This window comes from Shewanella aquimarina (genome assembly GCF_023349185.1).
GTDB classification, from domain to species: Bacteria; Pseudomonadota; Gammaproteobacteria; order Enterobacterales; family Shewanellaceae; genus Shewanella; species Shewanella aquimarina.
The window spans coordinates 275,930-297,982 of record NZ_JAKIKY010000001.1 but is presented as its reverse complement, the minus strand read 5'-3'; the positions used below and the strand labels follow the sequence as shown (position 1 = coordinate 297,982).

22 protein-coding genes are annotated in these 22,053 nt (G+C 54.6%); 15 read left to right on the top strand and 7 right to left on the bottom strand.

Annotated elements, in window-relative coordinates; genetic code table 11:
• Window positions 1-43: 43 nt before the first annotated feature.
• Together L2731_RS01220 and L2731_RS01215 are read right to left on the bottom strand one after the other, a co-directional pair.
• On the bottom strand, window positions 44-1,213 hold the full coding sequence (locus tag L2731_RS01220) for an isovaleryl-CoA dehydrogenase (protein ID WP_249251507.1): 1,170 nt from the start codon (window positions 1,211-1,213) through the stop codon (window positions 44-46).
• A 109-nt stretch (window positions 1,214-1,322) separates the two neighbouring features.
• The gene (locus L2731_RS01215) at window positions 1,323-1,724 is read right to left on the bottom strand and encodes a MerR family transcriptional regulator (RefSeq protein WP_239851476.1); all 402 of its coding nucleotides are present in this window, start codon (window positions 1,722-1,724) and stop codon (window positions 1,323-1,325) included.
• A gap of 286 nt (window positions 1,725-2,010) precedes the next feature.
• On the opposite strand from L2731_RS01215, the gene L2731_RS01210 reads away from it, so the two are divergent.
• Window positions 2,011-3,915, top strand: coding sequence for a propionyl-CoA synthetase (locus L2731_RS01210; RefSeq protein WP_249251503.1), 1,905 nt, complete (start codon window positions 2,011-2,013; stop codon window positions 3,913-3,915).
• Window positions 3,916-3,975: 60 nt separating this feature from the next.
• On the opposite strand, the gene L2731_RS01205 is transcribed toward L2731_RS01210, so the two are convergent.
• The gene (locus L2731_RS01205) at window positions 3,976-5,604 is read right to left on the bottom strand and encodes a methyl-accepting chemotaxis protein (RefSeq protein ID WP_249251501.1); all 1,629 of its coding nucleotides are present in this window, start codon (window positions 5,602-5,604) and stop codon (window positions 3,976-3,978) included.
• A gap of 188 nt (window positions 5,605-5,792) precedes the next feature.
• On the opposite strand from L2731_RS01205, the gene L2731_RS01200 reads away from it, so the two are divergent.
• From L2731_RS01200 to L2731_RS01190, 3 genes are all read left to right on the top strand, one after another.
• A complete protein-coding gene (locus tag L2731_RS01200; protein ID WP_249251499.1) occupies window positions 5,793-6,470 on the top strand; it encodes a toxin-antitoxin system YwqK family antitoxin in 678 nt (225 codons plus the stop codon).
• A gap of 47 nt (window positions 6,471-6,517) precedes the next feature.
• Window positions 6,518-6,991, top strand: a complete 474-nt coding sequence (locus L2731_RS01195; RefSeq protein ID WP_239851467.1) for a cytoplasmic protein — start codon at window positions 6,518-6,520, stop codon at window positions 6,989-6,991.
• A 261-nt stretch (window positions 6,992-7,252) separates the two neighbouring features.
• The gene (locus tag L2731_RS01190; protein WP_249251495.1) at window positions 7,253-7,444 is read left to right on the top strand and encodes a DUF3185 family protein; all 192 of its coding nucleotides are present in this window, start codon (window positions 7,253-7,255) and stop codon (window positions 7,442-7,444) included.
• A gap of 91 nt (window positions 7,445-7,535) precedes the next feature.
• Here L2731_RS01190 and L2731_RS01185 read toward each other — a convergent pair whose 3' ends face one another.
• The gene (locus L2731_RS01185; RefSeq protein ID WP_239851463.1) at window positions 7,536-8,534 is read right to left on the bottom strand and encodes an NADP-dependent oxidoreductase; all 999 of its coding nucleotides are present in this window, start codon (window positions 8,532-8,534) and stop codon (window positions 7,536-7,538) included.
• A 240-nt stretch (window positions 8,535-8,774) separates the two neighbouring features.
• Here L2731_RS01185 and L2731_RS01180 point away from each other — a divergent pair, with 240 nt between their 5' ends.
• Entirely contained in the window at window positions 8,775-9,251 is a 477-nt protein-coding gene (locus L2731_RS01180) for a MarR family winged helix-turn-helix transcriptional regulator (RefSeq protein WP_415836997.1), read from the top strand.
• Window positions 9,252-9,510: 259 nt separating this feature from the next.
• A complete protein-coding gene (gene gndA, locus L2731_RS01175) occupies window positions 9,511-11,052 on the top strand; it encodes an NADP-dependent phosphogluconate dehydrogenase (RefSeq protein ID WP_249251492.1) in 1,542 nt (513 codons plus the stop codon).
• A gap of 78 nt (window positions 11,053-11,130) precedes the next feature.
• On the opposite strand, the gene L2731_RS01170 is transcribed toward gndA, so the two are convergent.
• Complete coding sequence (locus tag L2731_RS01170) at window positions 11,131-12,663, bottom strand: DUF3612 domain-containing protein (RefSeq protein WP_249251489.1); 1,533 nt, start codon at window positions 12,661-12,663, stop codon at window positions 11,131-11,133.
• Window positions 12,664-12,852: 189 nt separating this feature from the next.
• Here L2731_RS01170 and L2731_RS01165 point away from each other — a divergent pair, with 189 nt between their 5' ends.
• Complete coding sequence (locus tag L2731_RS01165) at window positions 12,853-13,389, top strand: aldolase/citrate lyase/malate synthase family protein (RefSeq protein WP_239851451.1); 537 nt, start codon at window positions 12,853-12,855, stop codon at window positions 13,387-13,389.
• A 103-nt stretch (window positions 13,390-13,492) separates the two neighbouring features.
• Here L2731_RS01165 and L2731_RS01160 read toward each other — a convergent pair whose 3' ends face one another.
• Window positions 13,493-14,365, bottom strand: a complete 873-nt coding sequence (locus tag L2731_RS01160) for a 1,4-dihydroxy-2-naphthoate polyprenyltransferase (RefSeq protein WP_041509341.1) — start codon at window positions 14,363-14,365, stop codon at window positions 13,493-13,495.
• 407 nt (window positions 14,366-14,772) lie between these two features.
• Between L2731_RS01160 and L2731_RS01155 the strand changes: the two genes are divergently transcribed.
• From L2731_RS01155 to ompW, 5 genes are all read left to right on the top strand, one after another.
• Window positions 14,773-15,690 (top strand): SDR family NAD(P)-dependent oxidoreductase, encoded by a 918-nt coding sequence (locus tag L2731_RS01155; RefSeq protein ID WP_239851985.1) that lies wholly within the window; start codon window positions 14,773-14,775, stop codon window positions 15,688-15,690.
• A gap of 116 nt (window positions 15,691-15,806) precedes the next feature.
• Window positions 15,807-16,670: an acyl-CoA thioesterase II gene (tesB, locus tag L2731_RS01150; RefSeq protein WP_160794570.1), complete on the top strand. Its 864-nt coding sequence runs from the start codon at window positions 15,807-15,809 to the stop codon at window positions 16,668-16,670.
• 29 nt (window positions 16,671-16,699) lie between these two features.
• On the top strand, window positions 16,700-17,092 hold the full coding sequence (locus tag L2731_RS01145; protein WP_041509552.1) for a YbaY family lipoprotein: 393 nt from the start codon (window positions 16,700-16,702) through the stop codon (window positions 17,090-17,092).
• A gap of 367 nt (window positions 17,093-17,459) precedes the next feature.
• Window positions 17,460-17,822 carry a hypothetical protein gene (locus L2731_RS01140; protein ID WP_239851450.1) on the top strand — a complete coding sequence of 121 codons (363 nt, stop codon included), beginning with the start codon at window positions 17,460-17,462 and terminating at the stop codon, window positions 17,820-17,822.
• 600 nt (window positions 17,823-18,422) lie between these two features.
• Window positions 18,423-19,103 carry an outer membrane protein OmpW gene (ompW, locus tag L2731_RS01135; RefSeq protein ID WP_249251487.1) on the top strand — a complete coding sequence of 227 codons (681 nt, stop codon included), beginning with the start codon at window positions 18,423-18,425 and terminating at the stop codon, window positions 19,101-19,103.
• Between the two features lie 96 nt (window positions 19,104-19,199).
• Here ompW and L2731_RS01130 read toward each other — a convergent pair whose 3' ends face one another.
• Window positions 19,200-19,973: an SDR family NAD(P)-dependent oxidoreductase gene (locus L2731_RS01130; RefSeq protein WP_249251485.1), complete on the bottom strand. Its 774-nt coding sequence runs from the start codon at window positions 19,971-19,973 to the stop codon at window positions 19,200-19,202.
• A gap of 118 nt (window positions 19,974-20,091) precedes the next feature.
• Between L2731_RS01130 and L2731_RS01125 the strand changes: the two genes are divergently transcribed.
• From L2731_RS01125 to L2731_RS01115, 3 genes are all read left to right on the top strand, one after another.
• Complete coding sequence (locus L2731_RS01125) at window positions 20,092-20,493, top strand: YbaY family lipoprotein (protein ID WP_041509346.1); 402 nt, start codon at window positions 20,092-20,094, stop codon at window positions 20,491-20,493.
• Window positions 20,494-20,566: 73 nt separating this feature from the next.
• Window positions 20,567-21,532, top strand: a complete 966-nt coding sequence (metA, locus tag L2731_RS01120) for a homoserine O-acetyltransferase MetA (protein ID WP_239851448.1) — start codon at window positions 20,567-20,569, stop codon at window positions 21,530-21,532.
• Window positions 21,513-22,052 (top strand): GNAT family N-acetyltransferase, encoded by a 540-nt coding sequence (locus L2731_RS01115; RefSeq protein WP_249251482.1) that lies wholly within the window; start codon window positions 21,513-21,515, stop codon window positions 22,050-22,052. Before metA ends, L2731_RS01115 begins: the two co-directional genes overlap by 20 nt.
• Window position 22,053 lies beyond the last annotated feature (1 nt).

Genomic DNA, 22,053 nt, shown 5'->3' with positions numbered 1-22,053 from the left:
CCGCCCTGGGCCGGATTGGCTCCGGCCCGTTTTACGCATTCGACTATTTCGACTCGTTGAACAGCTCGCGGCCGATCAGCATGCGACGGATCTCTGAGGTACCGGCGCCAATCTCATAAAGCTTGGCATCGCGCAGCAGGCGACCCGTGGCGTACTCGTTAACATAGCCGTTGCCGCCTAGCAGCTGGATGGCATCCAGGGCCATCTTGGTAGCCAGCTCCGCGCTATAAAGGATGGCGCCGGCGGCGTCTTTACGTGTGGTCTCGCCGCGATCGCATGACTTGGCCACGTTATAGACGTAAGACTTGGCGGCGTTCATGCCTGTGTACATGTCGGCAAGCTTGCCCTGTACCAGCTGGAACTGACCGATAGACTTGCCAAACTGCTCACGCTCGTGAATGTAAGGCACCACGATATCCATACAGGCGGTCATGATCCCAAGTGGGCCGCCAGAGAGCACTACGCGTTCATAATCCAGGCCGCTCATCAGCACCTTAACGCCGTTGTTGAGACCGCCTAGGATGTTCTCTTCAGGCACTTCGCAATCTTCGAACACTAGCTCACAGGTGTTAGAGCCACGCATGCCCAGCTTGTCCAGCTTCTGCGCCTGGCTGAAGCCCTTAAAGCCACGCTCGACGATGAAGGCGGTGATACCGTGTGGCCCCTTGTCCATGTCTGTCTTGGCGTAGATCACATAGGTGTCGGCGTCCGGGCCGTTGGTGATCCACATCTTGTTGCCGTTGAGGATATAACGGTCCCCCTCTTTACGGGCGCTCAGCTTCATGGAGACAACGTCCGAACCTGCGTTAGGCTCACTCATCGCCAGGGCGCCGATATACTCGCCGCTCACCAGCTTAGGCAGGTACTTGGCCTTCTGTTCGCTATTACCGTTACGGTTGATCTGGTTAACACACAGGTTAGAGTGGGCGCCATAGCTCAGGCCGATAGAGGCCGAGGCGCGGGAGATCTCCTCCATGGCGACTACGTGGGCCAGGTAACCCATGTCTGCTCCGCCGTACTCTTCGGGCACTGTCACCCCAAGCAGTCCCATCTCGCCCAGTACGGGCCATAGCTCGTTAGGGAAGGCGTTTTCCTGATCCACCTTGGCGGCGATAGGAGCGATTTCATTGGCGGCGAAGCTACGCACTGCATCACGCAGCATGTCGACATCTTCACCGAGGCCGAAGTTGAGAGAAGAGTAGAGTTGAGTCATGGTTTTATCCTACAGGTCTTATGCTTTTATAATTTTTTTAGTCAGGCTTCCTAGCCTGGCTTGTGTCTAATTTGTTGCTGTGTTAATTCGATATGGTCCTTGCTACGCCCTAGGTGTTCTGTTGCTGCTCCAGGGCGGCGCGGCACTGCTGCTCGGCAGAGTTAAGCTCCATCAAGACCACCTTGATGTCGTCCATCTGCTGCTGCAGGGCCGATTTTTTCTCTTCCACCAACTCCAGCATGGTATGTAGCTGAGTGCTGCTGTTTTTGTCGGCATCGTAGAGCTCGAATAAGCGGCGGGTTTCGGCGAGCGAGAAGCCCAGGCGCTTACCCCGTAAGATCAGCTTGAGGCGCACGCGATCTTTCAGGCCATAGATGCGGGTTTGCCCACGGCGCTTGGGTTTGAGCAGCCCCTGATCTTCGTAGAAGCGGATACTACGTGTGGTAATATCGAACTCCTTAGACAGGTCGCTGATGGAGTAGGTGGTCTGTGGACTGTGTTTGTCGCTCATCGAAAAAATACCATATTGATTAACTTTTCTAGCACGATATATGAAGTTTACGTAAAGGTAAAGATTTTAGGTGGTCTGATCGGCGTGTTTGGCTGTAAAAATCTCAGCAATAAGTGGTGAAATAACCACCAGTCCTGGGTTTGCGGATAGGTTAGGCAAAGGTCTAATGGGAAAAGTGTCACTTGCCTCCATAATGTGATCTATGGCGCATAAGCCAAATCGTTTGGAAGGGGAAGCCGATATGTCGACCGTGAGTGGCGGGCGCATGTCATTCGGAGAAGATCACATGAAGGATTTGCATAATCAGTTACACCAGGAATCTATCGATAATCCCAATGCCTTCTGGGGCGAGGCCGCCGGGGCCTTAACCTGGGACAAGCCGTTTGAGCGGGTACTCGATGACAGTCAGGCACCTATGTATCGCTGGTTCAGCGGCGGTCAGCTCAATACCTGTTACAACGCGGTCGACAGACACGTCGAGGCCGGGCGCGGCGATCAGGTGGCGATTCAATATGTGAGCCCGATAACGGGCACAGAATATGGGATCACCTACAACGAGTTGCAGGCACAGGTGAGCCGACTGGCCGGCTACATGGCCAGCCAGGGCGTGGTCAAAGGCGACAGGGTGATCATCTATATGCCCATGGTGCCAGAGACCGCCTATGCCATGCTGGCCTGTGCGCGACTCGGCGCGATTCACTCAGTAGTGTTCGGCGGTTTCGCCGCCAACGAGCTAGCGACCCGAATCGATGATGCCAAGCCAAAGATGATCCTCTCCGCCTCCTGCGGCGTCGAGCCCTCGGGCGTGGTGGCCTACAAGCCGCTGCTGGATGATGCGCTGGAGCAGGCGAGCCACAAGGTGGAGCAGTGTGTGATCCTCAATCGTCCTCAGCTGCAAGCAGACTTAGTCGATGGCCGAGACGTCGACTGGCAGGGGGCCATGGCCGATGCGCCAAACATCGAGTGTCAGACGGTAGAGGCGACCGATCCGCTTTATATCCTCTATACCTCGGGCACCACGGGTCAGCCCAAGGGAGTGGTGCGCGACAATGGCGGCCATGCCGTGGCGCTCGCCTGGTCGATGAAGCATATCTATGATATCGAGCCGGGAGATGTCTTCTGGGCGGCCTCGGATGTGGGCTGGGTGGTTGGTCACTCCTACATCGTCTATGGCCCCTTACTCGTGGGCGCTACTACCGTACTGTTCGAGGGTAAGCCTGTGGGCACGCCGGATCCCGGTATCTTCTGGCGCACCATTGCCAAATATAATGTGAAGAGTTTCTTTACCGCGCCGACGGCGATCCGCGCCATCAAACGTGACGATCCCGAAGGTGGTTACCTGAAGGATGTGGATCTTAGCTGTCTGGGCACTTTATTCCTCGCCGGTGAGCGCTGCGATCCCGATACCCTGCACTGGGCCGAGCAGCAGCTAGACAAGCCGGTGATCGACCACTGGTGGCAGACAGAAACCGGCTGGCCGGTGGCCGCTAACTTGATGGGGACCGCGCCCGTGCCGGTCAAGGCGGGCTCGCCAGCCAAGGCGGTACCAGGCTATGATGTGCAGGTACTCGATGAGATGGGCGACAGTGTCGCGCCGGAACAGTCGGGTAACGTGGTGATCAAGCTGCCACTGCCGCCCGGCACGCTCGCGACCCTGTGGCAGAACGAGGGGCGTTATAAAGAGAGCTACCTCTCCATGTATCCGGGTTATTACCTCACAGGCGATGCCGGCTACATGGATGAAGAGGGTTACCTCTATATCATGAGCCGCATCGATGACATCATTAATGTGGCCGGTCACCGTTTATCGACCGGACGCTTCGAAGAGGTGCTGTGTCAGCATGAGGCGGTGGCCGAGGCGGCGGTGATTGGTGTCGACGATAAGCTCAAGGGTCAGGTGCCGCTGGGACTGGTGGTGCTGAAAAAAGGTTGCGATCTCAGCGACGAGCAGCTCTACAAGGAGCTTATCGCCCTGGTGCGTGAGCAGATTGGCCCAGTGGCGGCCTTTAAGCTGGTGAGCGCCGTGCCTAAGTTGCCTAAGACACGCTCGGGTAAGATCTTGCGCGGCACCATGCGTAAGATTGCCGATAACCAGAGCTTCAAGATGCCGGCGACGATCGAAGATCCCTATACACTCGAGTTGGTGCGTAATGCTCTGACCCGCATGGGGTATGCCGACGCCCACGTCTAATATCGCTTTTGCTTGCTATTAAAAAAGGGCCCTAGGGCCCTTTTGGTTTTTCAGGTCACCTTACAGCTTGAAGGTCTCTATCCTGGCCTTGAGGTTGTGGGCCAGGCTACTGATCTCCTGACAGGCGATGGCGGTCTGTGACGAAGCTTCGGTCATCTCGGTCGAGACATTATTGATATGATCCACGCTGCGGTTTAGCTCCTCGGAGACCGCATTTTGCTCGCTGCAGGCAGTGGCTATCTGGGTGCTCATCTGGGCGATATTTTCCACCGAATGTTCTATCTCGCTTATCTGACTCCCCGCCGCATTCACCTGCTCGACACACTGGGCGATGCCGGTTTGGCACTCCTGACTCGAGTGACCTATCTTGCTGCTGTTCTCCTGCAGCTGGTTGACTATGTCGACGATCTGGGCGGTAGAGTCCTGGGTGCGCTGCGCCAGGGATCTCACCTCGTCGGCCACCACGGCGAAGCCTCGCCCCTGCTCGCCGGCGCGGGCCGCCTCGATGGCGGCGTTGAGGGCCAACAGGTTGGTCTGCTCGGCGATGCCACGGATCACATCCACCACCATGTTGATGTTGTTGGAGCTGGATTCTAACTCGTGAGCCAGCAGGTCCGACTCCTGAATCGTCTGGGAGACACGCTCGATCACCGCTATGGTCTGGGCCAGCGTCTCTGTGCCTTGTTTGGCGATCTCTGTGGCCGAATAGGCCGAGGTGGCACCGTTTTCGGTATTTTGCGCCACTTCACCCACGGCGGCCTGCATCTGGGTCATGGCCGAGGCGACCGAGCTCAGTTCCAGCTGCTGATTCTGCATGCTGGAGGCGTTCTGCGCCGAGATGGCGCTCACCTCTTCGACGGCAGCGGTTAGCTGTATGGTGGAGTCGTTGATCTCTGAGACCAGGGCGTGCAGGTTTGCCTGCATGGTGACTAGCTCGCGCAGCAGGGTGCCTAGCTCATCCTGGGTCAGGGCCTCCTCGTCGATGGCGTTGGTGAGTTGTCCCTTGGCGATATTGGCCGCAAAGGCCAGCGCCCGGTCGATGGGGCGGCAGATGGCGCGTGATAGCAGGGTAGAGGCGAGGGCGATCACTATGATGATCACCAGCGCGCCTATGCCGGCGCTGTATTGGGTCGATAGCGCCTCGTCGTGCACATTTATGCCTATCTGCTTGACCAGTTCGTCGTTGAGTCCCAGGGTGTCGTCCAGGCTGCTCAGCGCCTTGGAGTAGGTGCCGAAACTCGCCAGCACCACCTGGTTGGCTTTGTCGGCATCCCCCTGATTGAGCAGGCCGTTATAGGCGCTGGTCTCCTGTATGTACTGATTCCAGGTGTCTTTGAATACCTTAAAGGATTGCCTTTCTTCGGCGTTGAGCTCCAGGGCCTCATAGGCGGAAATGCCTGCCTGAACATCGGCGCGCCATCTGTCCAGATCTTGCAGCCACTGACCTATCTTAGGGTTGTCGCTGTTGGGAAGCAGGGAGAACTCATCTTTGCGGACCTTGGTAATGTCCACCTGGATCCCCTTGAGAATGGCGACCGAGGGCAGACTCTTATCGGTCAAGGTGCGAATGTTCTGATTCAATGTCGATAGACTTAACATCAATAACATGGCAACTAGGATGAAGACGATAAACACGGCCAGATAACTTGCCCATATCTTCTTGACCACACTCAAGTCTCTAATATTCATAAGCTTCCCCATAAAGTACTTGCCAAAAGACCAATATCTATTAACTATAGCGGCATTCTTGGCATGTCTGATGACCAATTAGCTGTAAATTATAGCTTTTATTTTTTGAATGGCTGCGACCTGCCTAATAGAGAGAAATGACAGAGGAAAAAGGACTACTTTTGGGGTCAGGGAGTTGGAGTAAAAGGATGATGAAACCTAAGCGCTTGCTGGTGGGCCTGGTCGTGGTGACCCTATTGGGTCTGGGCTACCAGGTGGCGAGTGAGCTGACGAAGGACTATGTCGAGTTAGACGCATTAGAGAAGGTGAACGGTCGCTTTCACCTGCGCGACGAGGCCGAGCCCTATAGCGGTAAGGCGAAGTATTTCGCCGAAGAGGGGTGGCTGAAGCAACAAGCCACCCTGCATCAGGGCAAACTTAACGGCGAGCTGGTGAGCTTCTATGAAACTGGCGCTATCGAAGTAGTCGAGCCCTATGTCGACGGCCAGTTAGAGGGGGTGACCCGGGTCTATCTGGAGGATGGCACCCTGAATAAGACCATCCCTTATCACAATGGACTGAAAGAGGGGACAGAAGCGCACTATGGTTTCGAAGGAGGCCTGCTGTCTAAGTCTATCGAGTATCGCCAGGGCAAGCGCAACGGCTGGAGCACCAGTTATTGGGATCCAGACAGGCTGCGCAACCGCAAGTATCACCGTGGTGGCAAGCTTGCCGAGGAAGGACAATACCAAGATGGCGAGAAGGTAGGCGTGTGGCGCCGATTCAGCCCAGATGGTCGGCTCATCTCTGTGGGTGAGGAGCCAAAGGCGCGGCTTGAAGCGGACAGTGCTCAGAACTCAGTTCCCAGAGCCCAGAGCAAGGAGTAAGGGGCAAGGAAATAAGGTGTAAGGAATTCAGGAGAAGGAGTTAAAGTATGCAAGTCGTTTTTACCAAGGGAGATGGACGCTACGGCAGGCTAACTTGCATTCGACAGGATGCCAGTCGCACCGAGACGCAGATGCCAGAGCAGGGCATAGCGCCCCATGACATGATCCACTACGTGGTGGAGAAGACCCTGGCGATCCCTGGTGCCTTCTATGGTCAGCTAAAGGCCGGGGCGAATATAAGTTTCACCCTGGAGCATAACCAGCTGTCGCGTCAGGTAGCCGATAAGACCCAGGTGTGGCAGACGGAGTCTATGGTAGAGTCATTGCAGTCGCTCTACTGGTCTCAGGAGCTTAATTTCGAGGCCTTCAGCTATCTGCTCGCCCAGAGCTGTGAGCAGCGCGGACTAGTTATCCCTCAGGTGAGTGAGCATGAGTTCGAGCAGATGCTAGCGAGCATCACACAGCTCTCGACTCAGTGGCAATCCTTGGCGGCCGGACAGAGCATCACACTGGTGTTTTAACCGTACAGTGTTAGCCAACAGCTTTAACCGCACAGTGTTAATTATTAGTTAGAGATAAACATAGTGATTAGGGCCTTTGGCAGACTTAGGTAAGTCAAGGGCTCGAATTGGAAGTCGGTGCATGCGCTTGTTCGGCCTGTTACTCAACCGGAGACTGGGCCGGTGACTAAGCCTGTGACTAAGCCGGTGACTTTGCCATTGATATAGCACTTTGAGCTATCGTATGCTGAGGCGGTCAACTATTTTCAAGAGGCTATGGAAATGAAGAGTCAGTATTTAGGGATAGTGCTATTGGTCATAGGCATAGCCTTAGCCTGGTGGGGATATAACATCTACGACTCCACCAGTTCGCAGATCTCCCGTGCGGTTAGTGGCGATACGCCGATAGAGGCGTGGGCGGGTATGGTTGGCGGTGCCATCTGTGTCTTGATAGGTCTGCTGAAATTAAAGTAGCGGCTATCACTCTCGCATAGACGAGGGCTGCTTTTTCCGTTATAAAAAAACCGGCTCAGCGAGCCGGTTTTTTCGATAGGCTAGGCGATATTTAAGCCAGCTTGACTACCATCTTACCGCGGTTCTTGCCTTCGAACAGGCCGATGAAGGCCGCGGGGGCATTCTCTAGTCCTTCATATATGGTCTGCTCGGCTTTGACCTTGCCGTTGGCCAGCCACTCACTCATCTGCTTGGCGAACTCGCCATAGTGTTGCCAGTGCTCGAACACGATAAAGCCTTCCACTCTCAGCTTCTTCATGATGATGTAGGCCAGGTTGCTTGGGCCAGGCGTCGGTGCTGTATCGTTGTACTGGGCAATCATGCCGCATACGGCGATACGGCCATGGTCGTTCATGTTATCCAGCGCCGCAGCCAGATGCTCGCCGCCTACGTTTTCAAAGTAAACATCGACCCCTTGAGGGGCGGCGGCTTTAAGTGCCTGGCTCAGGTTAGGCGTCGTCTTGTAGTTGATCACCTGTTCGATTCCCATCGCCTTGAGCGCCTCGGCCTTCTCATCCGAACCCACGGAGGCAACAACCTTGGCACCCATCAGAAGCCCTAGCTGACAGGCGACGCTGCCCACCGCGCCCGAGGCCGCCGAGACAAACAGGGTCTCACCGGCTTTTAGCTGGGCGATACGGTTAAGGCCTGTCCAGGCCGTCATGCCCGGCATGCCCAGGACGCCGAGAAAATGAGATTCTGACAGGGGCGTATCCGGTAGCAGGGTGTGATCCGTACCATCTGTAACATAGTGGCTGCGCCAGCCTTTCATGCTGCTCACCTTGCTGCCCACGGGAAAGCCTTCATGGTTCGATTCGATCACCTCACCAATGGCGCCACCTTCCAATGCTTCACCCAGCGCGAACGGAGCGATGTAACTCTCTCTATCGATCATTCGGCCGCGCATATAAGGGTCGACCGACATCCATAGGTTCTTGACTAAAAACTCGCCTGGCTTGAGCGGCGGTAACTCAAGTTGTTTCAGGCTGAAGTTGGCTTGAGTCGGCATGCCTTCAGGGCGGCTGGCCAGTATTATCTCTTGTGCTTGCATTAAGTTGTCCTCTTTTGCTTTGCGCGCTAACTAATTGTGTTAGACTCTACAAATAAATTGAGCGCAATGCAAATACTTTGTGCGCAAAGTAATGGGTTTTGATGTCAGCGTATCCTGCGTCAATTCTGTTAAGATAGATGACCTGAAGTGAGGCGACCGATTGCTAGAATGAGCAACGCCTTGAAAGTGCTTTGAAAAGTGTCCGGTAAGATGAAGAGTAAGCAGATGAGTGAAACGCAAATGATGCAAGTGACGACGGATGTCGTCGAGGGGGAGAGCTGTCAACAGGGGGGAGAATGTCTGTCGGATAATGTCTGTTTCGCCCTCTATACGGCCGCCAATGCCCTGGTGCGGGCCTATCGTCCCTTGCTACAGCAGTGCGATCTGACCTATCCACAATATCTGACCATGCAGGCACTCTGGTTAAAGGACAAGGCTAGCCTGACCGATCTGTCTCAGGCGACCCGCCTCGATCTGGGCACCTTAACCCCCATCGTCAAGCGCCTGGAGGCCAAGGGCTTGCTGGTGCGCCAGGTGGACAGTCGGGACGAGCGCAAGAAGGTGATTCAGATGACGCCCGCCGGCGAGGCGCTTAAGCAAGATGCCCTGGCGTTGAAGCAAACCTTGCTGGAGAAGGTGAGTGTGTCGGATGCCGAGCTCGAACAGCTGCGGCAGATCTGCTTGACCCTGACCCAAGATCTTAATCTACGCGAGTGAACCTCTTAATGTATAAGGGCTTTGTGGCCCTTTGCGCTTAAAAGGAAACACTGTTCTGTCAGGCGGTCAGTCATCGCCGAGTTTTTCTAGTAATTAACTTACCAGTTTTTGTATAATCGCGACCAATTTCGTGCCTATCGACTATGTGGCTCGCAGTTGAAGCAATAGAGCGATTTAAGCTCATGATTTGACTCAGATAGTCCAGACTATAATAAAAGATAGGTGTAGACAATCTCAGTTTCCCATGGGGAAAAATCTCATGCAAAATCACTCAGACCTCCTCGACATAGGCATGATAGGCCTTGGCGTCATGGGCAAGAACCTGGCGCTCAACATTGCCGATAACGACTACCGCGTCGCCGCCTTCGATCTCGATAGTGCCAAGATAGATGCCTTACTGGAACAGGAGCAGAAAGAGCGTCCTGCCAATCATACACAGCGTATCGAAGGCTGTAGCAATCTTTCAGAAATGTTATCTAGTCTCGCAAAGCCGCGTGTCTTAGTCTTGTCGGTACCAGCCGGCGCGCCTGTGGATGGTGTCTGTAATGCCCTGCTGCAGGCCGGTATTGAGCAGGATGATATCGTGGTGGATACAGGCAACAGCCTGTGGACAGATACGGTTGAGCGTGAAGCCCAATATCAAGGCAAGTTTATCTTCTTCAGCTGCGCCATCTCTGGTGGTGAGATGGGGGCTCGCTTTGGCCCCTCTTTGATGCCAAGCGGCGACATCAAGGCCTGGGATCGCATCAAGCCCATCTGGGAGGCGATCGCCGCCAAGGTCGACCCCGACACCGGCCTGCCCATAGAGCGTCAGGAGCCAGGAAACCCAGTGACCGAGGGCGAGCCATGCACCACCTACATAGGTCCTGCAGGCGCCGGTCACTACGTGAAGATGGTGCATAACGGCATCGAATACGCCGATATGCAGCTGATCTGCGAGGCCTATCAGCTGCTCAGCGATGGCCTGGGGCTTAGCGCCGGTGAGGTGGGGGAGATCTTCGCCCGCTGGAATCAGGGTAGCCTCAACAGCTACCTGATGGAGATCAGCGCCGAGGTGCTTTCTCAGGCCGACCCGCTTACGGGCAAGCCCCTGGTTGAGATGATCTTGGATAAGGCGGGTCAGAAAGGCACAGGCCTGTGGACCGCGGTCAGCAGCCTACAGATCGGCTGCCCGGCACCGACCATCGCCGAGGCCGTCTATGCCAGGGCGGTCAGCACCCAGAAACATCAGCGTCAGCAGCTGAGTCTGCTGCTCGCAGGCCCGCAGCCGCTTGAACTCGGCGAGGATGAGCGTGGCGCCTTTATCGACGAGCTCGAAAACGCCCTCTACTGCGCCAAGATCGCCTGCTATGCCCAGGGTTTTCAGCTGATGGCGATGAACGCTCAGGAGCGTGGCTGGCAGCTGGATTTTGCCGAAATTGCCAAGATCTGGCGCGCCGGCTGTATTATTCGCGCGACCTTCCTACAGTCCATCACCCAGGCTTACCAACAGGCGCAGCGGGTGGGTCAACCCCTGGATAATCTCCTGATGGCGGAGACCTTTAGCCTGGCCCTGTCGGCCAAGCAGCAAGATTGGCGCCGCGCGGTGGCAAGAGCCATCATGAGCGGTGTCCCCGTGCCTTGTATCGGCTCGGCGTTGGCCTATTACGACAGCTACCGTAGCGAGACACTGCCGGCTAACCTGCTGCAGGGACAGCGGGACTTCTTCGGTGCCCATACCTTCGAGCGTATCGATAAGCCAGCGGGGGAGAAATATCACCTCAACTGGAGCCAGAGCGATCGCACTCTCGAGAAGCTCTAGTGCTTCATTAAGCTTCAATAGAAAAGAAAAACCGCTAGCGATTGACTAGCGGTTTTTTTATCTCGGCGTTGTGGCCGCCTAGCCCTGACAGCCGCCGCTCTCGTAGCAGCTTGGCTTGCGGGGGCAGCTGGCGCCGCGGGCGCAGATGAGCCTCGCCTCGCTGTCGATGCCCCGCTCGACCCAGTTGATGTTGAGGATCTTGGCGACGCGTTTAATATCTGTCTTGATATTGCTCGGCAGCGGCGCTGAGCCCCCCTTGTCGACACAGACCTCCTTGAGCTGCTGAGCCACCTGGTTGGCGTCACCGCCCTGGGCCTGGATGGCCGGGTTGAGGTCGATACCGGCGCAGAGCACGTGGGGGTTACCCGCCAGATCTTTCACCCTAATCGATTCGCAGCAGTAGATCTTAGGCTCGTTACCCACATCTAAGATGGAGATCTGCGCCGAAGAGCCCTGGGTCGAGGCGTTGATCATCCTAAATACCGCCCAGTGTTGGCAGGGATCGTCCACCTGGCGCATGTTGCCCCAGGGCAGGGGGATGCCGTTGCCGCGGTACACCGCCTTGAGTTTACCGGGCGAGTAGGCGTCGAAGTAGTGCCAGTGACTGTAGGGCGAGACCGCCGTCATGCGGCGCATGGCCACCGAGGGGGAGACATCCACCAACTTGGCTACGTCTATCTCGTAGCCGTGGCGGTCCAGCAGTTGTCTGAAGGGTACCTTAGGACAGAGCAGGGCGCCGGCGAAGAAGCTGGACTCGAAGTCTCGCCAGGCATGGAGGATATCCTGGGCATCCACGGTCGACGATTGCGACCGGTTGTCGGCCTCATCCACCAGGCTGGTGCCGTGGCTGCGCCCGGCCACCATGATGCTCTTCAAGCCATCTTTGTTGTGTAGCACGCTGTGGCCGATATGAACCGCCAGATCATACTTGAGACGCCGGGTATGCTGGTTAAGCAGCTGGTTGAGACAGATCTTGTTGGGACGCTCAAAGTAGGAGGTGATGATGTGCTGCTTCCCTGCGCCAGCCTCCTCGCGGATCGCCTTGGGGGCTCGGGTAAACCACTTCACCACCAGGCCGAGGCGTTGGACGATGGCAAGCAGATCCTCGAGGCTCAGGGGCATGCGTTTCAGTCCCACCTCTTCGGCGGCGCGCTCGAGATCGGGAAAATGATTCTGATGATGCTCCTGATGGGCACGGATCAGCAGGTGGGCGAACTGCCGACCACTGATGCCGGTCTGGGACAGCATCTCAGGGATGGCTATTTGTAAAATTTCATTGGAAAACAGAAAGCTTGGCTCCAGCGCCATACCGCTTATTCCGCCGCGAGAGCCCTTGACCGGGGTAATAGCCTGCTCCTCGGGGGCATCATCGAGAAACCAATCGACCTCTTTTTGGAACACGGCGGCGATCACCGCCAGCATGCCTGCACTGGGCACCCGCTTGCCGCGTTCTATCATGGAGAGGTAGGACACCGAAGGCGCCGAATCCGCGTCCACCCTGACACAGCGGGCCGATAGGTCTTCCATGGTTAGATTATTACGTTTCCTGAGGTTGCGTATCTTGGTGCCCAGAAAATGTGACTTTCTCATCAAGCTGCTATTGGTTTTCATTTTGTAAAATTCACACTGTGAAATTTTTATTGTGAAATTGTAATAAAAAAGTCGCTAGACTACAAATTAAGCAATCGGGGGAATCATTCATCCCTAATGAGAGCCACATGACGCTGTAGGGCAATTGTCGTCAGCGAGTCAAAATTAGCGAGTACTAGAATAGCGATCACAAGCGAGAGGGATGAGGCGATGAATATACAGACACAGCAACTAGACCAGAGTATCTATAACTTCATCAAGCAGGTAATGCCTATGACACAGATTAACGGAAACAACGCACTGGCAACTCAGACACAGCAAGACGGCCTTACCTATGCCAAGCAGATATTAGATGAGTACTTTCCGCTGAGTCAGGGCTCTCACCAGGATGTGTGTAGCTATGTGATCTACTACAAGCAGCTGCTGGCCTTCTTCGCCGACGGCAGCCAGAGTGGCCTGGCACAGCCCAAGCAATTTGTGGCGCTCTCGGGTCATAAGTGTGAGCCAAGCTCACTGGTGCTGAAGAACAACGGTTTCCATATCGAGATTGCACTGGATCGCCGCGGCGAGCAGGGACGTCACGATCTGGCCGGTATCGACGACGTACAGGTCGAGGCGGCGCTGATGACAATCGTCAATAGTGAGCAGAGCCCTTGCCAGCGCACCTGGACCAGCCTAGTGACTGGACAGGCGGATCAACACTGCAAAGAGTTCACCTCCAAAGACGGCAACGAATACAGCCTCTAAAATGTGTGACGACTCGCTATAAAAAATGCCAGCAATTGCTGGCATTTTTTATACTGGCATTTTTTATAGTTGTCTTAGCTTAGATAGTGCTACTCACTTTGCCTTAGGCCAGCGCCAATCCCAGGCTGAACAACGCGCTAAAGATCACCGTCAGCTTGGCGGTACGACCCAGTAATGGGTTTAGGGCCGCCCCGGTCGTTTGACTAAATTCGCTGTTGAGCTTGCGCGCCAGAATGAGCGAAAGGCCGCCTAGCAAGACGGGCAATCCAGGAAGTAGCCCCAGTAGGAAACCGCCAATAATCAGGGCGAAAGGCAGATAGACTAAGGCCTGATACAGGACTCTGGCCTGGCCTTCACCTATCTTGACCGCCAGGGTGCGCTTGCCCGCCTTGGCATCGGTGGGGATGTCGCGGGTGTTGTTGACCAGCATCACGGCGGCGTTAAACAGGCCGATGGCACTTCCTAGTATCCAGGCGGCGACACTGGTGTCGTGGGCCTGCAGGTAGTAGCTTCCGACCACGGCCACCAGGCCGAAGAAGACAAAGGCGGCCACTTCGCCCAGGCCGTGAGAGGCCAGCGGGTAGGGACCACCACTATAGCCAAGGGCGCCCAAAATCGAGGCGGCGGCGAGTATGGCGATGGGCCATCCACCGTGATAGATGAGTAAGGAACCCACCAATAGCGCCAGCACCAGGCAGGCGATCATGGCGTTGCGCACCTTGCTCGGGTCGAGCAGGCCACTCTGGGTGACGCGAACCGGGCCGAGTCGCTCCTCGGTGTCGATGCCACTCTTAAAATCGAAGTAGTCGTTGGCCAGGTTAACGGCGATCTGCAGCAATAGTGCGCACAACATGGAGGTGGCGGCAATTAACCAGCTAAATTGTGTCAGTGATAGGGCAAGCGCATTGCCGACCAAAATAGGGCCAATGGCTGCGGGAAGAGTACGTGGGCGTGTCGCCAGGATCCAGGGATTCATTATCTGTGTTCGTAATTATTAGGTAGGGATTGAGTCAGGCTCGAAAATATAGCCCAAGCATAGCAAATAAGCCCAAGTCGATGAAGCGCTTGCATTAGCATTATGTGAACAGCCTCGTTTTATTTTTCCGGGATCTTTAGGATAATCCCCCAAGCCTTTAATAAACCTTAAACGCCTTGTTAAAAATTTGTGTAATTTTGACGCGGCGCACACCTTTGCTGTCTTTTTCCATCAAATCTGTTGCCAGCCTCAAAGATCTCCGGCCTGACATGTGCTGTTATAGCTGTCTGACGGTGAGATTCAGCCGGGAATGCTTTAAGCTTATCTAATTAATTTATATAGGTTTTATAAATTTAATACTTAGGTCGAATAAGGCTTTTTGGCGGCGAGAGACAAGGATCAGGATGATGCGTTTTGATGAACAGGTAGCTGTCGTCACAGGAGCTGGGGCAGGCTTAGGACGAGCCTATGCGATCGCCTTAGCCGAGCGCGGTGCGCGCTTGGCCATTATCGATTCGGGATGCGGCGATAGCCGCTGTCAGACCTATAGTGGTGCCGGCCTCAATAAGACGGCTCGTACCCTGACCGAGCTGGGCGCCGACTGCCTGAGTTTCCATATTGACGTGTGTGACAGTCAGGCGCTTCGCGAAGCGATCGAGACTGTGGTGGCGCGCTGGGGGCGCATCGATATCGCCATTAACAACGCCGGCATTCATGCGCCTGTCTCCTTCGATACCCTGAGTTTCGACCAATGGCAGCGGCAGCTGGAGGTGGATCTCAACGGCAGCTTCCATCTGACCAAGTTGGTGTGGCCCTTGATGAAGCGGCAAAACTATGGCCGCATCGTAATGACGGCAGGGGCCAGCGGCCTCTATGGCGATATGCATGAGACCCACTACAGTGCCAGCAAGATGGCCTTGGTCGGCCTGGTCAACAGCCTGGCAAAGGAGGGGCGGGACTACAATATCTCGGTCAATACCTTAGTGCCACAGGCGCTGACCGCCATGACCGAGCATCATCTCAGTCCCTTGGTGAAGCCACTGTTTAGCACCTCGTCTGTCAATGCCACGCTGCTCTATCTCTGTTCCTCTCATGCCTGTAGTGGCCAACACCTGCTTGCCGCCGCCGGTAGCGTAAGCCATGGAATGTTTGTCGAGTTTCAGCCGCTGCGAATCGTCGAAGATGATTGCAAGCCCGAGGTGATCGCCCTGCGCTGGGATGAACTTTATCGGGCGCAGCCTTGCCATTACCACGAGAGCGGCGAGGAGCAGGTGACCGCCTGGGCAAGGCGCAGCGCCGCCGAGCATCATGTCGACATCGAATAGCCGGCGGTGACAAATTGCTGCAGGAAGCGCCAGGAAAGGTCAACGGGCCCTAGCAAGATAAGGGGAATCTAAGGTAAGCTTGACGACCAATATTGATGAGTTATCGGTGAGGTTGCATGAGTCAGGTATTAGATGATCTCTTATCCCTGTTATCGCTCGAACAGATAGAGGTCGGCCTCTATCGCGGTCAGAGCCAAGATCTGGGGTTCGGCCATGTGTTTGGCGGACAGGTCATGGGCCAGGCCCTCAGCGCAGCGGCGCAAACCGTCGACAGTGAGCGTCAGGTGCACTCCTTCCACTCCTATTTCTTGCGTGCCGGTGATGAGAAACTGCCCATCGTCTATGACGTTGAAAATATGCGTGACGGTGGCAGCTTTAGTGCCCGCCGAGTGAAGGCGATTCAGAAGGGCAGACCCATTTTCTACATGACCTGCTCCTTTCAAAAGCCCGAGCAAGGCCTAGATCACCAGAGTCAGATGCCCGATGTGCCTGGGCCAGAGGGCTTGCTTAATCAGCAGGAGCTGGCTTCGACACTCAGAGACAAGGTGCCGCGTAAGGTGCTGGAGAAGTTTATGGCGGATTCGCCACTGGAGATGCGTCTGGTGAACCCTTGTAATCCCATGGCACCTAACCAACGCGAGCCCATCAGACATGTGTGGATCCGTGCCAATGGTAAGGTGCCTAACGATCTCTCGGTGCACGAATATCTGCTGGCCTATGCCTCAGACTTTAATTTCCTGGTGACGGCGGCTCAGCCCCACGGCGTCTCCTTCTTAACCCCTGGCATGCGTATGGCGACCATAGATCATGCCATGTGGTTCCACCGTCCGCTGGATCTCAGCCAGTGGTTGCTCTATAGCATAGATAGCCCCAATGCCGGTGGCGGTCGTGGCTTCGTGCGCGGCGAGTTTTACACCCAGAGTGGTGAGCTGGTAGCCTCGGCAACCCAGGAAGGCTTGATTCGATTAACACAGGGATAAATGAAACAGTGAGTGAAAGGTTGAATGTGATGAAGATGAAAATGAAAGCCATATTGGCGTCTTTGCTGCTTATTTTGTTGGCGGGCTGTGTGACGGTAGAGCCCGAGCCGCCGATTTTCGTCAATGGCGCCGCCGGTTATCTGGAGAAGATCAATCTGCCCCAAGGTTGCAGCATTACCATAGCCGTGATCGATCTCGACACCCCGGGCGCCATCATCGCCCAGAAGAGCTTCGATATCGCCAGAGCCCCGGTGCCCTTTAAGTTTGCCTTCGCCCGCGAGACCATAGACAAGAGTGTCAACTATGGTGTGGTCGCCATGATCCAGTATCAGGGCAAGGTGATCTTTCAGACCTACGACAGGTTTCCGGTGATTAATAACGGCAAGTACACCACGGAAGTGGTGATGAAACTGGTCAAGTAGACCTACTTGATGAAGCGAAGGGAGCCCAAGGGCTCCTTTTTTATGGCGCGTTTTCAGCGGAGCTCATAGAGGATAGCCTTCAGGCTCGGCTTTTGAGAATAGGCTTTGTGGATGAAACTTGCGGTTAGCCTTGGCGTATGAACTTTTGTGCAGGCCTTTGCAATTGGACACCTGGTTATTTGAGCAAGGCAACTCGAACAAAGGCAATTTGAACAAGGGTAATTTAAGCAAGAGTAATTTAAGAACAGACAATTTAAGAATAGGCAACTTGAGTAAATTTCAGTCAAGTGTCATCGCCTGAATCTTGATTTAATATATTTTATCCAATAGGGTGGGTTGATAATAATAACAAATCAAGGAAGAACAGATGCAGTTTATCGGCAGTCATCATCTCATCGGCAGTCTGCCCGGTGCCGACACCCCTGGCTCGTTCTCATCTCATCGAGAAGCTGAGTTCAAGCGTCAGCTTAATACCCACACTAACAAGATCAATAGCAACAATATCAATACCAATATCAATACCAACAAGATCAATACCAGTACCAACAATTCCAATAGGGAACATGATGGCTGGCGTTCGGCCTGTCGAAGCAGCGACGAGCCACACAATGCCTTTAAGGATAGAAGCTGGCAGCACCAAGAAGGCCAAGACCCGCTAGTTGCCAGCCTGGCTCTGATTAGTCTCGCAATGCTGAGTCTCGCGTCCGGCCTATTAACGATAGGGGCATAGCAGGAGTCTAGCTGGAGCATTCGCCGCCTCAGGCTAGCACCACGACGCTCGCCAAAGCTAAAACTAAAACCAAAGCCAAAGCCATATTCTCAGCTCCTCCCCCCAGCCGCTCGCCCACTGCCATGCCATTTGCCCGCATTGTTTTGGGGGATAGCGGTGAGTTGCCGACATTAGCTGATAGCTCCATCCATACCCATTTATCTGCTTAGGCGTTGCTGCAAAGATGAGCAAACGCCCAGGCATCTCTTTCTCTCAGCGGGCATTCATCGCTGTTTTCAATCTATCAGAATGGTTAACAACCGCGCCGAATTACAGGGTCTTTGGGGATGTTGCTTGTTTGTTAATTTCTGAATTTATCTGAGTTCCGCTCGGTTGATCAACAAGTGATCGATGCGGATATGCGTCACGGAAATTAAAGGGGTATTATCAATATTTGTTTATTTTGTGTGATCTGGGTCGCGCATAGCTACGCAAAAAGAGGTATTGCTCTGGCTTATTGATTTGGATCAAGAACTTTTAGGTATTCATCTGGCAGGATACGCGCAAATGTAAGGATTTTGATAATAAAAACAACGTTAACTGTTGTATTAATGGAGTAGTATGATGAAAAAAACTATCGTTTCAGGTCTGATCGCTGCCGCCCTACTGTCTACTGGATTTGCCGCTTCTGCACACCAAGCTGGTGACATCATCGTTCGCGCTGGTGCTGTTACCGTTGCGCCAAATGAATCTAGCCAGGATGTCGTTACACCTGACCTAGGTAACCTAGGTGAGTTTTCTGTTAGCAGTAATACGCAATTAGGCCTGAACTTCGGTTACATGCTGACCGACAACTTTGGTATTGAACTGTTGGCCGCGACCCCCTTTAGCCATGACATTTCGCTAAAAGGTGTTGGTAAAGTGGCTGAGACCAAGCACCTGCCACCTACCTTAGTGGCTCAGTACTACTTCGGTTCGGCCGATTCTAAGTTACGTCCATATATCGGTGCCGGTGTGAACTTCACTAACTTCTTCGATAATGAGATCACTAATGATGCAGGCGGACGCCTATCGGATCTAAGTCTGTCAAACTCTTGGGGTGTGGCGGCGCAAGTGGGTATCGACTATCAGGTAAACAACAACTGGTTGGTTAACGCCTCAGTTTGGTATGCGCAAATTAGCACTGACGCCAAGTTTAACTATACCTTCGACAATGCAGGTACTGCGACAACTGTGCCTGTGACTATCGAAACAGATATCAACCCTTGGGTTTACATGGTGAGCGTTGGCTACACCTTCTAATCCTCTGGATTAGGAATAGAAAAAGGAGCCAGTTGGCTCCTTTTTTTGTGCGTTTCTATTCGCCCTCGCTCGTGATTAGGGCTTTACTAGTGCGCCTTACGACTGCGCTTTCTTGGCAGCTTTTGCCGCCTTGCGCTCTTCCTTGGTGCGCCAGTGGCGTGTGTTGTAGATAAATTCCGGTAGACACTTGGTTAACCAAGCCACCAGGCGCCAACGCTTGGTGATATAGGCACGTCGCTTGCCCTTCTGCATCGCCTTGATCGCCTGTCGCGCCACCTCATGGGGAGGAGACAGCCAGAGGCGACTCTGCTGCATGGCTGCCTTGTCAAGCAGACCAAGCTGAAGATCGCTAATGGTGATCGGCAGCTTGAGGCGCTGGGCATGCATGCTCAGTCCTTCGAGGTAGCTGCTGGCGTAGGCCTTGGAGGCATGATAGGCCACACTTGGGCCGCCCCTTAGTCCGGCGATGGAGTTGATGGCCGCGAGCTGGCCATAGCCCTGATCGACAAATAGTCTGAATGCCGTATTGCATATGGCGCTATAGCCCTGCACATTGACGGTAATGATGTCCTGTTCCAGTGGCCAGGGGAGCGAGGCGTCGTAGCCATTGAGGCCGGTATTGACGATCAACAGATGGGCACCGCCAAGTTGTTGCCAGACGCTCTCCAGTGTGGTGATGATTTCCCTCGGGCTCTCGATCGCCAGCTCATGCAGGCTGACTTGGGTGGGCAGAGACTGGGCAAATTCGGTAAGGGATTCGGTATCTTGTGCTAGAAGTGCCAGTTCCACGCCTTGCTGGGCAAGTTGTTTGGCAATTTCACGGCTAACGAGTGAGCTGGCGCCCACAATTATGGCTGTAGCTTGAGACATGAGGCTATTTCTCAACAAATGGTTCGCCTATGATATGAAGATCTCTGATAGAGAACAAGATTTATAGTATAGACATATGGACATCCAGAAGTCTTGATGTATGATTAGGAGCAAGAGTATGAACAGATGGTTGAAACCCCTAGCGGCAGTGGCGATGAGTGCGGGCCTGATGACGGCTTGTGCAACCCCAAATGCCAGCGTGGAGATCCAGGGGGAGGTTTGGTTTAAGGAGCGAATCGCCTTACCACCAGAGGCTGTGCTGTCGGTGCAGATCCAGGACGTGTCATTGATGGACGCGCCTGCCGTGGTGTTGGCGGCCTTCGAGCGTGATGATGTGACCACGCCGGCGCCCTTTACCTTTGTCATCCCAAGGGATCAGTTCGAGGCGGGCCATACCTATAGCGTGGGCGCCAAGATAAGCCTGGATGGCAAACTGATGTTTATCAATACTCAATCTTACCCCATAGATTTAGGCGATAGTGCGCCTATCTCTGTGCTAGTACAGCGCGTCGGCGGTTAAGGCGATACACCGCGCCGCTTGCGACATCTAGCCTATTGTGGGGCTCTGTTAACCAGGTCGAAAGAGGCGCGGTATGCCGGTAAAAATTCCCGATAATCTGCCAGCGGCGGAAATTCTCGAATCAGAAAATATCTTTGTCATGTCCGAGACCCGGGCGGCCAATCAGGATATCAGACCCATGAAGGTGCTGATCCTCAACCTGATGCCAAACAAGATAGAGACTGAAACCCAGCTGCTTAGGCTGCTCGGCAATACCCCCTTGCAGGTGGATGTGGATCTGCTGCGCATTCACGATAAGGCGTCCAAGCACACCTCTATCGACCATATGAACAATTTCTATCGTGATTTCGAGGCGGTGCGCCATAAGAATTACGATGGTCTGATCATCACCGGCGCGCCCCTGGGACAGATAGAGTTCGAAGAGGTGACCTATTGGGATCATATACGCGAGATCATCGACTGGTCCCAACAACATGTGACTTCAGTGCTGTTTCTCTGCTGGGCAGCCCACGCGGCCCTGTACCACCTCTACGGTTTGCAGCGAAAGCTGCTCTCGGCCAAGCGCTCCGGGGTGTTTAATCACCAGCGCACTCATAAACATTTTCCCCTGCTGCGGGGCTTCGACGATGAGTTCTTCGCGCCTCATTCCCGCTTCGCCGAGATGAATGTCGAGGATCTCAAGGCCCACAAGGAGCTGCAGGTCTTGGCCGAGTCCGATGAGGCCGGCGCCTATCTGGTGCTGAGCCGCAATAACCGCAACCTGTTTGTGATGGGCCATCCGGAATATCAAAAATCGACCCTGGGGGATGAGTATCAGCGGGATCTGGCAGAAGGGCTTAACCCTACAATACCTAAGAACTATTTTCGCTGTGATGATCCCAGCCAGGCGCCCGTCGCCCGCTGGCATGGTCACGGCAGCCTGCTGGTCAGCAACTGGCTGAATTACTATGTCTACCAGCTGACCCCCTATGATCTCCATGATATGAGCGCCATCACGCCCTGGGAGCATGAGTATAAAGATGGGCAAGACGATGACTAAGCCTGCCGCGCTTATCGAGACGCCAAGGCTCACCATGCGCCAGTTTGTGATGGAGGATGCCGAGGCCGTGTACCGTTTCTCCTCAAATCCTGAGGTGGTGCGCTATACCGGCGACGAGGATGCGGTCAAGAGCCTGGACGATGCCAGGCATGTCATAGAGAAGTATTGGCTCTCGGGTTATCGTGACCCAGGCTTTGCCCGCTACGCGCTTATCCATAAGCAGAGCAATGAGCTTATCGGCTTCTGCGGCATCAAGCATGAGCCGCTGCTCAATCGTGGTCAGGGTGGGGTGGACATAGGCTATCGCATGTTGCCCGAGTATTGGGGCAAGGGGCTGGCCACCGAGGCCGTTTCCGCCTGTTTGCGTTACGCCAGGGAGACCTTAGGCATAAACTGCGTATACGCCGAGGTGATGAAGGAAAACGTCGCGTCCATCCGGGTGCTGGAGAAGGCGGGCATGGTGCGAATCGACAGCTATGAGGATCAAGGGGCTGAGCTTCATCTCTACCGCACGGCCTAGT